Genomic DNA, 13,930 nt, shown 5'->3' on the forward strand with positions numbered 1-13,930 from the left:
GTCCTGTGTGTGCACAGGACGCTCGTCGTGTATTCGGATGTTCGCCGTACTGCTGCGAGCCTGGATCGCTGCCGGAACAACGGTTGAAGGGGGAGGCCGTCGTGGCCTCCCCCTTCACCGGCGTTCGATCAGCGACGCCAGCTGTCGTAGTCGTCGTCCTCGTTGTTCCAACGGGACGGCGAATCGTCTGCGTCGTGCTCATCGGAAATCACGCCGCCACTCCTTGGTTGGGAGTGGAGCGGAGTGCTATCCGACAGCTCGCGCTGAAGGCTCGCGAAGTCGGTCGGCGCGGAGCTGTACTTGAGCTCACGTGCGACTTTGGTCTGCTTTGCCTTAGCCCGGCCACGGCCCATGGCTGACCCCCTCGCGTCACTGCGGGGCGGCCTGGGGTTTGTTGGCGGCCCCGTTCGAATTAATACTCTTCCTGACAGACACTTTAGCGTGTGTCAGGCGGTCGCGCTTCCAGGAGTGGGTGAAGAACTACCGAACCGGTGCCGTTTGCCCCTTCTTCGCCGAGCGCACCCGGTCTCAGAGCACCCCCGGGATCGCGCGGATCACACCGACTCTGGCGTCGCCGCCGAGTACCGCGGTGGCCGCGAGGTCGGTGTGCTCGTCGGTCCAATCGACCCCGAGCCTGCGCAGAATCGCCAGCGTCAAGGGCATCCGGGCACGGTCGTGACCGTCGTCGATCTTGTACGCGAAGGCCCTTCCGTCGGGCAGCGCACCCGCGTGCACACCGTCCGCGCCGATCTTGCAGAACAGGCCGGGGGTGGCCGCCATGGCCAGCAGGTCCGGGCCCTTCGTGCCCGAAATCACTCGCGGATTCGCCCGAACGGCATCGGCGATCCGGCGCGGCGCGGTGCCGGTTTCGGCCGTGGTGAAGCCGGCGAAGGCGCGCGCGAGGTTGACCAGTGAGACGGGCACGATCGGCAGGCCGCAGCCGTCGATGCCCAGGTCGGTTTCCGGTTCGCCGGTGACGTCGGCGATCGTGGCGAGCACCGCCTGCTGCAGGGGGTGCTCGACGTCGAGATATCCGGTGCGCGGCCAGTCGTTGATCACGCAGGTCGCGAGCATCGCCGCGTGTTTGCCCGAGCAGTTCATGTAGAGCGGGCTCGGGCCTGAGCCGGTGAGCGCGGCGGCGCGGGCGCGGTCATCGAAGGGTAGATCGGGTGGGCAGGCGAGGTCGGTGGGGGCGAAGCCGTAGCGGTCGAGCAGTCTGCGGACCAGGGCGATGTGGTCGGGCTCGCCGAAGTGCGAGGCGGTGGCGACGGCGAGTTCGTCGTCGTCGACGGGGTCGAAACCGCTGCGTAGCAGGGCCAATGCCTGCATCGGTTTGTTGGTGGAACGCGGGAAGATCGGGCCGTGCACCTCGCCGAGCTCGAGGGTGGGCGTGCCGTCGGCATCGAGCACGACGACCGAGCCGCGGTGCACGCACTCACGAAATCCCGAGCGAACGACCTCGACCAGTTCCACACTCATGACTGCGCCTCGCTAGCGCTCGGCTCCGTCATGAGCGTGCGCACGCTGAGCTGCTGATTCGCTCGCTGACGCTCGCTCATGGGCCGGACCTCCAGGGGAACGTCGGTGCGGGTTCTGGTGTGCCGGTCGATCTGCATGCGGATGTCGTCGGAGATGGTCGGCTCCTCGGTGCGCAGCCGTTCCAGCAGCGCGGGGTCGGCGCCGGTGAACACGTCGCGCACGGTGATGCCGTGGGCGGGCACGTGCACCACGCGCACCTCGTCGCCTGCGCCGACCGTGCCCTCGGTGAGCACCCGGAAGTAGGCGCCGGTGTCGGACTGGAGCGAGAAGCGCTTCACCCACTGTCGTTCGCCCGCCCACTGCTGGAAGGTCGAGCAGGGGACGCGGGGCGCGCTGACCTCGAGCAGGGTGTCGCCGATCGTGACGTGCGCGCCGAGTACGGCATCGCTGATCGGCAGCCCGCTCAGGCGCAGGTTCTCGCCGAACCAGCCCGCGGGCAACTCGCGGTCGAGTTCACCGGCCCAGCGGCGGGCGTCCTCCTCGCCGTAGGCGTAGACGGCCTGGTGCGCGCCGCCGTGGTTGGCGGTGTCGCAGACGTGATCACCGGCCAGGCCCAGGGCCCGCACTTCGACGCGACCGTCGACGGGTCGCTTGTCGATGGCGGTGCGCCCGACGCGGGTGCGGACCTCGAGTTCGGCGTGCACGACGCACACGGCCTCCACCCGGCCGGTGTCACCGACGCGCATGATCGGGCGGCTCATCGCCCGCGCAGCCGGTCGACGGCGGCCCGGCCCGCTTGTACGACATCGTCGGCGGGGATCGAGTCGGGGTCGATGGCGGCGGCCATGGTGCCTGCCACGAGTTCGGTGCCTGCGGGGACCGACCGCTTGATCAGGGCCAGCGCGATCGGGCCGAGTTCGTAGTGGTCGACGACCGTGCCGAGCCTGCCGACCGTGCGGCCACCCGCGGTGACGTCGGCACCGGTGGCCGGGCGCTCGTCGGCCGAGCCGTCCAGGTGCAGCAGCACCAGGTTGCGCGGCGGCTTGCCGAGGTTGTGCACCCGGGCGACCGTCTCCTGCCCGCGGTAGCAACCCTTGTTCAGGTGCACCGCGCCGTGCTCGTCGACGCCGCCGATCCAGCGGGCCTCGTGCGGGATGGTGCGCTCGTCGGTGTCGACGCCGATCCGGGGACGCAGTTCGGCCACGCGCAAGGCCTCGAAGGCCCACATGCCCGCGGGCTCGGCGCCCGCCTCGGTGAGCTTGGTCCACCAGGAGGTGAGCTCGGCGCGGGGGATGACGAGGTCGAAGGAATCGGCGCTCGGCCACGGCATGCGCCGCAGGAAGCCGCCACCCGGCACCGCGACGGCGGCGTAGACCTCGGGCAGCGCGGCGATGCCGAGCGCGCCGAGCAGGGTGCTCACCTGCGGGCCGAGCAGGCTCAGCACGGCGTAGTCGGGCGCGGGCTCGGGCTTGGCGTCGGCCCAGAAGACCATCTTCTGCAGGAACGCGACCAGGTCCGCGCCGCGCTCGGCTTCGGTGTCGAGCCAGACGGTGCCGTCGAGATCGGTGAGCACGAAGTGGTGCAGCACGCGGCCGTTGAGATCGAGGTCGAGATTCTCGGCGCTGTGCCCGTCGGGCAGCGCGGCGATGTGCTGGCTGGTGATGGTGTGCAGCCAGCTCAGCCGCTCGGCGCCGGTGATCCTGGCGACGCCGCGATGCGAGCGATCGACCACCGCGACGCGCTGCGCCGCGGCCTTCTGCTCGCCGAACGGATCACCGTAATGCCACGCGACCGCGGCGTCCGGGGAGCCAGGTGCGCCCGCGACGGCACCCGGAGTGTGGAGAACAGGACTGGGGGCGACGACCACCGACACAAGACCCACTGTAGGCGCGTCCACCGACACGCGCCGCAGCCGGGCGTCCGATTCGGAGCAGCCGTAGGCATAACGGAGCGATAACGCCTACGCTCGTCACATGGGAGAACGGGTACTTGTGACACTCGACGGCGCGGTCGCTGATGCGAACGCGCCGTCGCTTTATGCCGACGACATCGGCGCACTGCGCGGCGACGGTGTCTTCGAAACGATTTTGGTCCGCGACGGCACGGCGACCGCGCTGGAATTCCACCTGGCCAGGCTGCGCCGGTCCGCGCAGGCGCTCGAGCTGCCGGAGCCGGGGCTGTCGAAATGGCGCGCCGCGGTCGAGCTGGCGTGCAAGGAGTGGGGTTCGGAAGAGGAAGGCATGCTGCGGCTGATCTACACCCGCGGCCGCGATTCGGAATACGACGCTCCGGCGGGACTGACCCCGACCGAACCGAAGCCCACCGCGTACGTGCTCGTCTCCCCGGTACCGGCTCGGGTCGCGACGGCCCGTGCCGAAGGCGTGAAGGTGATGTCGCTGGCGCGCGGCATCTCGGTCGACCTCGCGCAGGCGGCGCCGTGGCAACTGCTCGGCGCGAAGACCCTCTCCTACGCGACCAATATGGCCGCACTGCGGTTCGCGCGGCGGATGGGCGCCGAGGACGTGATCTTCCACAGCACCGAGCACCGGGTGCTCGAGGGCCCGCGCTCGACCGTCGTGATCGCGCGCGACAAGCAGCTCATCACCCCGCCCGCGAAGAGCGGAGTGCTGCCGGGGGTAACGCAGCGTTCGCTGTTCGCGGTGGCGGAGAAGCAGGGCTGGGAGTGCAAGTACCAGTCGCTGTTCACCGCCGACCTGTTCGACTGCGACAGCATCTGGCTGCTGTCGAGCATCACGCTGGCCGCGCGGGTGAATCAGCTCGACGGTGTGCGCATGTCGGCGCCGGACAACGCGCAGGAGATCATCGACATGGTGAATCTGGGGGTCGAACGGCCGGGGACCATCGGCGACTGGTGAGTCGTGTCCGGGGCACGGGTGGGCGTGCCCCCGCGGCGCCGGGAATCCCCGGTCGGGCCGCGTAGATCCCCTTCGCGCAGTAACCTTTCGGCGTGTCGTGGCGGTTGTCACGCTCACCAGGGGGAGATCCAGGCGTACGATCTACTACAACTTGTCGTAGTAGAAGCTGGAGGGTCGGATGGACATTGTGGACGTCTCCCGGTGGCAATTCGGTATCACCACCGTCTATCACTTCATCTTCGTACCGCTGACAATCGGTCTGGCGCCGCTGATCGCCATGATGCAGACCGCCTGGGTGATCACCGGCAAGGAACACTGGTACCGGCTCACCAAATTCTTCGGCAAGCTGTTCCTGATCAACTTCGCCATCGGCGTCGCCACCGGCATCGTGCAGGAATTCCAGTTCGGGATGAACTGGAGCGAGTACTCCCGCTTCATCGGCGACATCTTCGGCGCGCCGCTGGCGCTGGAAGCGCTCATCGCGTTCTTCATGGAGTCGACGTTCATCGGCCTGTGGATCTTCGGCTGGACCCGGCTGCCGAAACTCGTGCACCTGGCGACCATCTGGATCGTGGCCTTCGGTGTGAACGCGTCGGCCTACTTCATCGTCGCCGCGAACTCGTTCATGCAGCATCCGGTCGGCGCGCGGTACAACCCCGAGACCGAACGCGCCGAGCTGGAAAGCATCTGGGCGCTGCTCACCAACAACACGACGCTGGCCGCGTTCCCGCACGTCGTCGCGGGCGCTTTCCTCACCGCGGGTACCTTCGTCGCCGGCATCGCCGGCTGGTGGATGGTGCGCAACGCGCGCAGCGGCGACCCGGCCAAACTCGAGGACGCGCGCACCATGTGGCGGCCGGTGGCGCGGGCCTCGCTGGTGGTGGTCGCCCTGGCCGGCGTCGCGGTGATCTTCACCGGTGACATCCAGGGCAAGCTGATGTTCGAGCAGCAGCCGATGAAGATGGCCTCGGCGGAATCGCTGTGCCACACCGAGACCGACCCCGACTTCTCGATCCTCACCGTCGGCACGCACAACAACTGCGACAGCGTCACCCATGTGCTCGAAGTGCCCTACGTGCTGCCGTACCTGGCCGAGGGCAAGTTCACCGACGTGACCCTCGACGGCGTCGTCGATCTCCAGCAGACCTACAACGTCGAGTACGGGCCCGGCGACTACCGGCCGAACCTGTTCGTCACCTACTGGTCCTTCCGCGCCATGATCGGCCTTGCCGCGGGCTCGGTGCTGCTGCTGCTCGCCGGATTCTGGGTGACCCGCGGGGGCAGGGTGCCCGACCAGCGCTGGTTCTCCTGGTTGAGCCTGCTCGCGATCCCCACCCCGTTCCTGGCCAACGCCGCGGGCTGGGTGTTCACCGAGATGGGCCGCCAGCCATGGGCGGTCGTGCCCAACCCGACCGGTGACCCGAACATCCGGATGACGGTGCAGCAGGCGGTCTCCGACCACGCGCCCGCGACGGTCGTGTTCTCCCTCGTGGTGTTCACGCTGCTCTACGGCGTGCTGGCGGTGGTGTGGTTCTACCTGATCCGCCGGTACACCGTCGCCGGGCCGGACGAACCGACGCCGCCCACCCCCGGCGAGGGCCCCGACGGACCGGACACCGGCAGGCATCACAAACCGGAAGAGCCTGCCGTCGAACAACTTTCCTTCGCTTACTAGGAGCCGGTGATGGATCTGCAGCAGTTCTGGTTCGTACTGATCGGCGTGCTGTTCACCGGCTACTTCGTGCTGGAGGGCTTCGATTTCGGGGTCGGCATGCTGATGCCGATCCTCGGCAAGGGCTCCGATACCCGCAGGCGCGTGGTGCTCAACACCATCGGCCCGGTGTGGGATGCCAACGAGGTCTGGCTGATCACCGCGGGCGGTGCGATGTTCGCGGCGTTCCCCGAGTGGTACGCGAGCATGTTCTCCGGGTTCTATCTGGCGCTGTTGCTGTTGCTGGTCGCGCTGATCCTGCGGATCTGCGCGATCGAATACCGCGCCAAGATCAACGATCCGAAATGGCGGGCCTGGTGCGATATCGGCATCGGGATCGGCTCCTGGATCCCGGCGCTGGCCTGGGGCTGCGTGTTCGCGAACCTGGTGCGCGGGGTGCCGCTGAACTCCGATCGCCAGATCGTCGGCTCGGTGTGGGATCTGCTCAGCCCCTACGCCCTGCTCGGCGGCCTGACGACCGGCGTCCTGTTCGCCCTGCACGGCGCGGTGTTCCTGGTGCTCAAGACCGGCGGCGAGGTCCGTACCGACGCGCAGCGCATCGTCCGGCTGCTGCTGGTGCCGACCGCGGTGATCGTCGGCGGCTTCGGCGTGTGGACCCAGCTCGCCTACGGTGCGGGCTGGACCTGGGCGGTGCTGGTGACGGCCGTGCTCGGCCTGGTGCTCGCCGGCGCGGCGAACGCGGCGGGCCGCGACGGCTGGGCCTTCGTCGGCACCACGCTGACGGTCATCTCGGCGACCGTGCTCATCGTCGGCTCGATGTACCCGAACGTGCTGCCGTCGACCATCAGCCCGCTCTACGACCTGAACATCTACAACGCGTCCTCGACGCCGTACACGCTGAAGGTGATGAGCTGGGCCGCCCTGCTGGCCACGCCGGTCGTGCTGGTCTACCAGGGCTGGACGTACTGGGTGTTCCGTCAGCGGCTGACCGTCGAGCAGATTCCGGCGCCGACCGGGCTGCCGCTGACCAGCAAGGACTGAGTCATGGCACGGGCGGGCAGGTCGCAGCACAGGTCGGTCGATCGGCAGACCGGTGCCGGATCAGCATCCGCGAACACGTCAGAGGACGGTGCGCGGACTGCCAAGCGCCGCCCCGTCGATCCTCGCCTGCTGCGGTACGCCCGCTCGGCCCGGCCACACCTGGTGGTGTCGGTGCTGCTCGCGCTGGTGATCACGGCCACGATCGTGGTGATCGCTGTCCTGCTCGGCCGGGTGCTTGCCGGGGTCATCACCGACCCCGGCAAGCGCGAGTTCAGCGCGTGGACAACGGAATTGATCGGGCTTTCCGTCGCCGTGGCGGTGCGCGCGGCGGCGAGCTGGTGGCAGGCGCGGCTGGCGCACCGAGCCGGTGCCACCGTTGTCGCCGAGCTCGAATCGGCGGTGCTGCGGGCGGGCGCGGAACTGCCGCCGCGCGAACTCGACGCGCGCCGGACCGAGATCGCGGTCGTGGTGGGCAATGGACTGAGCGGCCTGCGCGCCTGGTTCACCGGTTACCTGCCTGCCCTGCTGCTGGCCTGCCTGGTGCCGCCGATCGTGTTGGTGGTCATCGCCTTCCACGATCCGACCTCGGCGCTGATCGCGATCATCACGGTGCCGCTGATCCCGCTGTTCATGGTGCTCATCGGCCTGCTCACCCAGGGCCGCGCCGAAGCGACCCTCGCCGCGACCACCCGCCTGTCCGACCAGCTCCTCGACCTGTTCGCGGGCATGCCGACATTGCGTGCCCTCGGCCGTGAAGGGGCCGACGGGCCGAGCATGGTGAATCAGGTCGAGGCACTGGGTGATTCGCTGCGGCAGCGAACCATGCGAGCGCTGCGGATCGCGTTCCTGTCCTCGATGGTGCTGGAGTCGCTGGCGACCTTGAGTGTCGCGCTGATCGCCGTCGCCATCGGCTTGCGGTTGGTGTACGGGGAGATGAGTTTGTACGCCGGGCTGGTCGCGTTGATTCTCGCGCCGGAGGTGTACTGGCCGCTGCGGCAGGTGGGGGAGAAGTTCCATGCGGCGCAGGATGGAATGGCGGCGGGGGACAAGGCTTTCGCGGTGCTGGAGGCGGGCGATTTCGTCGGTGATGGCGCGTCGGCTGCCCGCGACCAGAGCGCGGCACGCGGTGGCGTCCGGGGCACCCATGAGCAGGGTGCGATTCATGCGGCCACTCGGCGCCCCCATGAGCAGTGGGCGGCTGATGGTGTCGTTCCGGTCGCGCATGAGTCTGCCGACTCTGCGCACCGGGTCGGGTCCGATGCGAGCCGGCGGGCTGCGGAGATCGGCGACCTTCGGAGTCGGGTTGGTTCGGCAATCATGCTGTGTGGGTTGACGATTGCGGCCCGGTCCGGGAACGCGCCCGATCGTCTGACCGCCGAGCTCGCCCCCGGGGCGGTGACAGTGCTGACCGGGCCGAACGGATGCGGGAAATCGACCGCGCTGCAAGCGATTCTCGGCCTGGTTGCGCCCGATGCCGGTGCTGTCCTCGTCGACGGTACCGATGTCCGCGAGCTCGACCCGGACAGCTGGTGGGCCCGCATCGCCTGGCTGCCGCAGCGACCGGTGCTGGTCCCGGGAACACTGCGCGAGAATGTCGAACTGCTCGGCGCACACGCCTCCGCCGCGGACCTCGACGAGATCAGCACCGCCACAGGTTTCGACGCCGTGCTGAACGAACTGCCGTCCCGCTGGGACACGATTGTCGGCCAGGGCGGCATCGGCCTGTCACTGGGCCAGCGACAGCGCCTCGCCCTCACCAGGGTGCTGGCCGCCCGCCGCCCCGTTCTCTTGCTCGACGAACCCACCGCCCACCTCGACTCGCAGAGCGAGCAGCACGTGCTGACCACTCTGCGCGCCCTCGCGGTCGCAGGCGCGACCGTTGTCGTCGTCGGCCACCGCCCGACAGTCCTGGCCGCAGCGGACGTCGTCGTCCAGGTAGTCGGTAGCAGCGCACCCGCCACCGACTGCCCCGGCGACGACGATCCCGACCGGCCGACACCTACTGCTCGAGCCGCCTCGGCTGATGCGTTCCCGGACACCAGCTTCGGCATCGGCGGCACTTCTGCCAACCGTGGCTCCGGCACACAGACGAACAGCGATGGCGCGGAATCTCGAAGCTACGGCGTCGCGGATGGCGTGCAGGGGGTGGCGGTGTCATGACCGAAGTCGGGCTCGAGCGTGGCGGTTCCGGTGATGGGTCGTTGCGGCAGGACCTGCGGGAGATACGGCAACTGCTGGCGTTGTCGCCGTGGCGGGTCGTGGTGGCGATCGCCTGGGGTGTGGCGGCGCTCGGTAGTGGGCTCGGGTTGGCCGCGCTGGCGGCGTGGTTGATCGCGCGGGCCTGGCAGATGCCGCCGGTGTTGTATCTCAGCGTGGCGGTGGTCGCGGTGCGGGCGCTGGGCATCTCGCGGGGACTGTGCCGGTATCTGGAGCGGCTGGCCACCCACGATGTGGCGCTGCGGGCGATGACCACGGCGCGGACGACGGTGTATCGCACGCTGGCGCATTCGGATATCTGGTGGTGGAAGGGGACTTCGGCGGATCGTTCCCAGTCCGAAGGTTCGGACGTACCGGAACGCGGGCGTGGTGACCTGCGGGAGATGCGGCGGGGTGATCTGCTCGTGCGGATCGGCGCGGATATCGATGACCTCGGTGCGGTGGTGGTCCGGGTGCTCGTTCCGGTCGCGGTGGCGGTGATCCTGTCACTCGCGGCGGTCGGGCTGATCGCGTTCATCTCGGTGCCCGCGGCGGTGATTCTGGCTGTTGCCCTAGCCGTTTCGGGGATGTTGGCGCCGTGGCTGTCGGGAGTGGCAGCGCGGGAAGCCGAGCAGGCGGTGCGCGCTGACCGTGCGGAGTTCACGGCGGAGGCGGTCACCGTGCTCGACCATGCCGCCGAACTGCGCGTCGCGGGCAAGCTCGACGCGGCACTCGCCCAGGCGGACAAGGCGACCCGGCGCGCGGTGAAAGCCGAGGACACCGCCGCCTCGCACAGCGCCTGGGCCGCCGCGGCGACCCCGCTGTCCATCGGCGTCAGCGCGCTGGGCGCCCTGTTGGTCGGCATCGCCGCCTACGGACCGACGGGCGGACTGCCCGGCGGCATGACCCCGATGGCCCTCACCATCCTGGTGTTGGTCCCGCTGTCGGCCTTCGAAGCCGTCGGCGCCCTCCCCGCCGCGGCAACCACTCTGACGACTTCCCGCGCAGCCCTGCACCGTCTCCGCGCCGCCGAGTCCGGTGAGACCAGCGGCGCCGCAGGGGAAGGCGGTGGCGCGGTTTCGGGCAGCCGGGTGGACGAGGTCCCCGAAACGCTCGCCGGCGCGGAGTCCCGGTTGCCGCGTATCCCGCTGCCCGAGGGCAGCCGAATCGTCGTCATCGGGCCCAGCGGTGCGGGCAAGACGACCCTGCTCATGTCCTGGGCGGGTCTGTTCGACGCGCCTCGCGACGGGGTAACTTTCTTCGCCGAGGACGCACACCTGTTCGGCACCTCGATCCTGGAGAACCTGCGCGTCGCGCGCGGTGACCTCACGGTCGAAGACGCCGAAACGGCGCTGCACACAGTTGGACTCGGCCCCTGGCTGGACTCCTTGCCCGACGGCATCCACACGGGGCTGACCGCAGGCGCGGCCGCGGTATCAGGCGGACAGCGCAGACGCATCCTCCTCGCTCGCGCACTCGTCGCCCCAGCCACCACCCTGCTGCTCGACGAGCCCACCGAGCACCTGGCCGCCGCCGAAGGCGAACAACTGCTCCGGGATCTCCTCGATACCGACAGCGGCCTGGTCGACCCGGACCGCACGGTCGTCGTCGTCACCCATCAGCTCCCGGCGGACCACCGCGCCGACACCATCGTCACCGTCGACGCCACCGGCACCTGCCAGCTCACCCACCCGGCGCATTGACCTGCATTCGTCCAGGTCAGCGCGACGAGAAAATCAATTGCCGAGCTCACGACGTGCCGATAGATTCATCAGTACACAAGAGAGGAGGTGATCTGAGGAATGTATGTTCATCGGATGCGTGAGGTGGCTGCCCGCTAGCAGCACCACTGCGGGAGATTCCCCAGCGGTGCGCTGAGCGAATCCCAGGCAGTCACCCGACCCCCGAGCCCCCGGACGATCCAACCGGGACCGCCGCGTTCAGCGAACGCAGCGAAACGGCTCGGGGGTCGCTCCATTTCTCCGGAGAACGTCGAAGGCCCCGCGCAGCAGCGCGGGGCCTTCGGTGCGTCTGTCAGCCGATATAGCGCTGCAAGCGGGCCGAGAGGCGGGGTTCGAGGGCGCCGTCGGCGTCTACTCGTTCCTCGACGTAGGCCAGGTCGCCGCCTTCGACGATGCCGTAGAGGCGCTTGGCGCCGCCGACGACCGCGCCGGACTGGCTGCGGATCACCACGTCGGTGGCCAGTTCCCAGGAGGACTGGGTGCGGGCGGTGCCGTAGAACAGCTCGACGATGCCGTTGCTGTGGGTGAGCAGGAGCTCGAGCATCTCGTCGTCACCCTCGGTGCCGACGCGCCAGAAGCCGCTCTCGCGCAGATCGGGGCGCTCGTAGTTGCCCTCGGAGTCGAGCTTCCAGGTCTGCGATTCCCAGACCAGGTAATCGCCGCCGTCGTGCGAGACGACGATCTGCTGGCCGAAGCGGTAGTCACCGTCGGCGGAATGATTGCCTTCGCCCTCGCCCCGCCACACGCCGACCAGCGGCAGCAGCGCCAGCATGGCGTGGTTCAGGTCGGGACCTTCGCGCAGGTTCGCGGTGTCGGTGGGCAGGGGAAGACCTGCCAGGACCGCGATGTTCCTGACACCGGTCTCCTTGGCCCGTTCGGCGGCGACGTTGACTGCCTCGTCACCGCTGCGACGCTCGGCCGGAGCGTCTTGCTCTGTGCTCGCGCGCTCGGCCGGTTCGGAACCTTCGCTCGCGAGCCCGCTCATGACTCGGTGAACAGCCGGTAGAAGACGTACAGGCCGAACCAGCCGATGAGGATCGACACGGCGACAAGGAGAATCTCGAAGAAGAGGACCACGAATCGGAGTCTAGCGAGTCCGGTGAGCGGACACGAAAACGGCCCTGGTAGTTTCCGCACAGGAACTACCAGGGCCGTTGTGAGGTTCTTACTTCGCGACCGCGACGTCCACCGAGTGGATGCCCGCGCCCTCGGGGGTGACCGAGGCCGAGCCGTTGCCCGACGAGGACAGCGCGCGCAGGGTCCACGAACCCGGCGCGGCGAAGAAGCGGAAATCACCGGTGCCGGAGGCGACGACCTCGGCGGTGAAATCACCGTTGCCGTCGAGCAGACGCACGAACGCGCCGCCCACCGGCTGACCGTCGGCGCTCAGGACGCGGCCCGTGATGACCGTCTCCTTCTCCACGTCGACACCGGCCGGGATGGCCTGACTCTGGGTAGGTGCTGCACACATATTGATTACGCTCCCAACTCGATAGGCACGCCGACGAGCGAACCGTATTCGGTCCAGCTGCCGTCGTAGTTCTTGACGTTCTGGTGGCCGAGCAGCTCCTGCAGCACGAACCAGGTGTGCGAGGAACGCTCGCCGATGCGGCAGTAGGCGATGGTCTCCTTCTCGCCGTCCAGGCCCGCGTCCTTGTACAGCTCGGCGAGCTCGGCGTCGGTACGGAAGGTGCCGTCCTCGTTGGCCGCCTTGCTCCACGGCACGTTGATCGCGGTCGGGATGTGGCCGGCCCGCTGGCTCTGCTCCTGCGGCAGGTGCGCGGGAGCCAGGATCTTGCCGGAGAACTCGTCGGGCGAACGCACGTCGACCAGGTTCTTGGCGCCGATGGCCGCGATGACCTCGTCGCGGAACGCGCGGATGGAGTTGTCGGGCGCCGAGGCCTTGTACTGGGTGGCCGGGCGCGAGACCGCGTCACGCGAGAGCGGACGACCGTCGAGCTCCCACTTCTTGCGGCCACCGTCGAGCAGCTTGACGTCGTTGTGGCCGTAGAGCTTGAAGTACCAGTAGGCGTACGCCGCGAACCAGTTGTTGTTGCCGCCGTAGAGCACGACGGTGTCGTCGTTGCTGATGCCGCGCGCCGAGAGCAGGTCGGAGAACTGCTCCTGGTTCACGAAGTCGCGGCGAACCTGATCCTGCAGGTCGGTCTTCCAGTCGAGGCGGATGGCGCCTTCGATGTGGCCACCCTCGTAGGCGGAGGTGTCCTCGTCGACCTCGACGAAGACCACGCCGGGGGCGTTGAGGTTCTCTTCGGCCCAGTCAACGGAGACCAGGACATCGGAGCGAGCCATGTTGTTCCTTTCAGAGATGACTTGCAGGGGTTCAGTTCGATGCCGGGGCAGTGGACCGGCGGAAGCGGGCCACCAGCGGGTAGATCTGGCAGCCCAGGCAGACCCCGAACGCCGCGTTCAAGAACGCCGCGAACAGAGCGAAGCCGGCGAACACCGCGCCGACGATCGGGGAGCCGAGCACGAAGCCCAGCAGGGACAGACCGGCGAACGCGAAGCCGAGCAGCTGCGCGAAACGCAGCGGCGGCACGGGCTCGGTCTCGGTGGGCGGACCGAGCCGCGGCGCGATGAACGCCGCGTAGATCCGGCCGTAAGGGTTCTTGGCAGGGCCGCCCGACGCGCCGATCGCGAAGACGACGGCCTGCAGGCCGATCAGGATCGCGGCGGCGACGGTGGAGAAAGCGGCGGTGACGAGCACCAGAACCAGCACGCCGGTCGTCACCCAGGCCACGAAACGTGGCCCGCGGACGTCGACGCGCGGTGGGGAATCAAGGGAAATGGTCATTGTGCGAACTCCTGCGCTGAAGATGAGTCTGTTGACTTCGGATCTGCCAGTTCGCCGGGGGATCGAGACGATCACTCGCGCGGCGGACATAGGTCGGCGTCAGGAATCTCGT

At 68.7% G+C, this 13,930-nt stretch carries 13 protein-coding genes; 5 read left to right on the plus strand and 8 right to left on the minus strand.

The window, feature by feature from the left end; all coding sequences use genetic code 11:
* Positions 1-128: 128 nt before the first annotated feature.
* The 4 genes from ACWF9G_RS19500 to ygfZ form a co-directional block, all read right to left on the minus strand.
* Entirely contained in the window at positions 129-353 is a 225-nt protein-coding gene (locus tag ACWF9G_RS19500; RefSeq protein WP_189030048.1) for a DUF3073 domain-containing protein, read from the minus strand.
* Positions 354-528: 175 nt separating this feature from the next.
* Positions 529-1,479 (minus strand): asparaginase, encoded by a 951-nt coding sequence (locus ACWF9G_RS19505; protein WP_379311481.1) that lies wholly within the window; start codon positions 1,477-1,479, stop codon positions 529-531.
* Positions 1,476-2,240: an MOSC domain-containing protein gene (locus ACWF9G_RS19510; protein WP_452516878.1), complete on the minus strand. Its 765-nt coding sequence runs from the start codon at positions 2,238-2,240 to the stop codon at positions 1,476-1,478. The genes ACWF9G_RS19505 and ACWF9G_RS19510 overlap by 4 nt, the downstream gene beginning before the upstream one ends.
* Positions 2,237-3,352, minus strand: a complete 1,116-nt coding sequence (ygfZ, locus tag ACWF9G_RS19515) for a CAF17-like 4Fe-4S cluster assembly/insertion protein YgfZ (protein ID WP_452516879.1) — start codon at positions 3,350-3,352, stop codon at positions 2,237-2,239. The genes ACWF9G_RS19510 and ygfZ overlap by 4 nt, the downstream gene beginning before the upstream one ends.
* 100 nt (positions 3,353-3,452) lie before the next feature.
* Between ygfZ and ACWF9G_RS19520 the strand changes: the two genes are divergently transcribed.
* The 5 genes from ACWF9G_RS19520 (at position 3,453) to cydC (ending at position 10,967) form a co-directional block, all read left to right on the plus strand.
* Positions 3,453-4,355, plus strand: coding sequence for an aminodeoxychorismate lyase (locus ACWF9G_RS19520; protein WP_452502116.1), 903 nt, complete (start codon positions 3,453-3,455; stop codon positions 4,353-4,355).
* Positions 4,356-4,533: 178 nt separating this feature from the next.
* Positions 4,534-6,030 carry a cytochrome ubiquinol oxidase subunit I gene (locus ACWF9G_RS19525; protein ID WP_452516881.1) on the plus strand — a complete coding sequence of 499 codons (1,497 nt, stop codon included), beginning with the start codon at positions 4,534-4,536 and terminating at the stop codon, positions 6,028-6,030.
* A gap of 9 nt (positions 6,031-6,039) precedes the next feature.
* Positions 6,040-7,068, plus strand: coding sequence for a cytochrome d ubiquinol oxidase subunit II (gene cydB, locus ACWF9G_RS19530; RefSeq protein WP_452516883.1), 1,029 nt, complete (start codon positions 6,040-6,042; stop codon positions 7,066-7,068).
* Between the two features lie 3 nt (positions 7,069-7,071).
* The gene (cydD, locus tag ACWF9G_RS19535) at positions 7,072-9,228 is read left to right on the plus strand and encodes a thiol reductant ABC exporter subunit CydD (protein WP_452516884.1); all 2,157 of its coding nucleotides are present in this window, start codon (positions 7,072-7,074) and stop codon (positions 9,226-9,228) included.
* A complete protein-coding gene (gene cydC, locus ACWF9G_RS19540; protein WP_452516885.1) occupies positions 9,225-10,967 on the plus strand; it encodes a thiol reductant ABC exporter subunit CydC in 1,743 nt (580 codons plus the stop codon). The genes cydD and cydC overlap by 4 nt, the downstream gene beginning before the upstream one ends.
* A 331-nt stretch (positions 10,968-11,298) precedes the next feature.
* Here the strand turns inward: cydC and ACWF9G_RS19545 are convergent, their stop codons facing one another.
* The 4 genes from ACWF9G_RS19545 to ACWF9G_RS19560 form a co-directional block, all read right to left on the minus strand.
* Positions 11,299-11,991 (minus strand): FABP family protein, encoded by a 693-nt coding sequence (locus ACWF9G_RS19545; RefSeq protein WP_452516887.1) that lies wholly within the window; start codon positions 11,989-11,991, stop codon positions 11,299-11,301.
* A 180-nt stretch (positions 11,992-12,171) separates the two neighbouring features.
* Positions 12,172-12,477: a DUF1416 domain-containing protein gene (locus tag ACWF9G_RS19550; protein ID WP_452516888.1), complete on the minus strand. Its 306-nt coding sequence runs from the start codon at positions 12,475-12,477 to the stop codon at positions 12,172-12,174.
* A gap of 5 nt (positions 12,478-12,482) precedes the next feature.
* Positions 12,483-13,316 carry a sulfurtransferase gene (locus ACWF9G_RS19555; protein ID WP_379310327.1) on the minus strand — a complete coding sequence of 278 codons (834 nt, stop codon included), beginning with the start codon at positions 13,314-13,316 and terminating at the stop codon, positions 12,483-12,485.
* 31 nt (positions 13,317-13,347) lie between these two features.
* Complete coding sequence (locus ACWF9G_RS19560) at positions 13,348-13,818, minus strand: DUF4395 domain-containing protein (protein WP_452516890.1); 471 nt, start codon at positions 13,816-13,818, stop codon at positions 13,348-13,350.
* Positions 13,819-13,930 lie beyond the last annotated feature (112 nt).

The sequence above is a fragment of the Nocardia sp. NPDC055029 genome, from assembly GCF_053608525.1.

What these genes read in the sequence shown, in the direction of transcription:
- ACWF9G_RS19505 (WP_379311481.1), bottom strand. Translation starts at nt 1,479, where the DNA reads ATGAGTGTGGAACTGGTCGAGGTCGTTCGCTCGGGATTTCGTGAGTGC.
- ACWF9G_RS19555 (WP_379310327.1), bottom strand. Translation starts at nt 13,316, where the DNA reads ATGGCTCGCTCCGATGTCCTGGTCTCCGTTGACTGGGCCGAAGAGAAC.
- cydB (WP_452516883.1), top strand. Translation starts at nt 6,040, where the DNA reads ATGGATCTGCAGCAGTTCTGGTTCGTACTGATCGGCGTGCTGTTCACC.
- cydD (WP_452516884.1), top strand. Translation starts at nt 7,072, where the DNA reads ATGGCACGGGCGGGCAGGTCGCAGCACAGGTCGGTCGATCGGCAGACC.
- ACWF9G_RS19550 (WP_452516888.1), bottom strand. Translation starts at nt 12,477, where the DNA reads ATGTGTGCAGCACCTACCCAGAGTCAGGCCATCCCGGCCGGTGTCGAC.
- ACWF9G_RS19520 (WP_452502116.1), top strand. Translation starts at nt 3,453, where the DNA reads ATGGGAGAACGGGTACTTGTGACACTCGACGGCGCGGTCGCTGATGCG.
- ACWF9G_RS19545 (WP_452516887.1), bottom strand. Translation starts at nt 11,991, where the DNA reads ATGAGCGGGCTCGCGAGCGAAGGTTCCGAACCGGCCGAGCGCGCGAGC.
- ACWF9G_RS19525 (WP_452516881.1), top strand. Translation starts at nt 4,534, where the DNA reads ATGGACATTGTGGACGTCTCCCGGTGGCAATTCGGTATCACCACCGTC.
- ACWF9G_RS19560 (WP_452516890.1), bottom strand. Translation starts at nt 13,818, where the DNA reads ATGACCATTTCCCTTGATTCCCCACCGCGCGTCGACGTCCGCGGGCCA.
- ACWF9G_RS19510 (WP_452516878.1), bottom strand. Translation starts at nt 2,240, where the DNA reads ATGAGCCGCCCGATCATGCGCGTCGGTGACACCGGCCGGGTGGAGGCC.
- ACWF9G_RS19500 (WP_189030048.1), bottom strand. Translation starts at nt 353, where the DNA reads ATGGGCCGTGGCCGGGCTAAGGCAAAGCAGACCAAAGTCGCACGTGAG.
- cydC (WP_452516885.1), top strand. Translation starts at nt 9,225, where the DNA reads ATGACCGAAGTCGGGCTCGAGCGTGGCGGTTCCGGTGATGGGTCGTTG.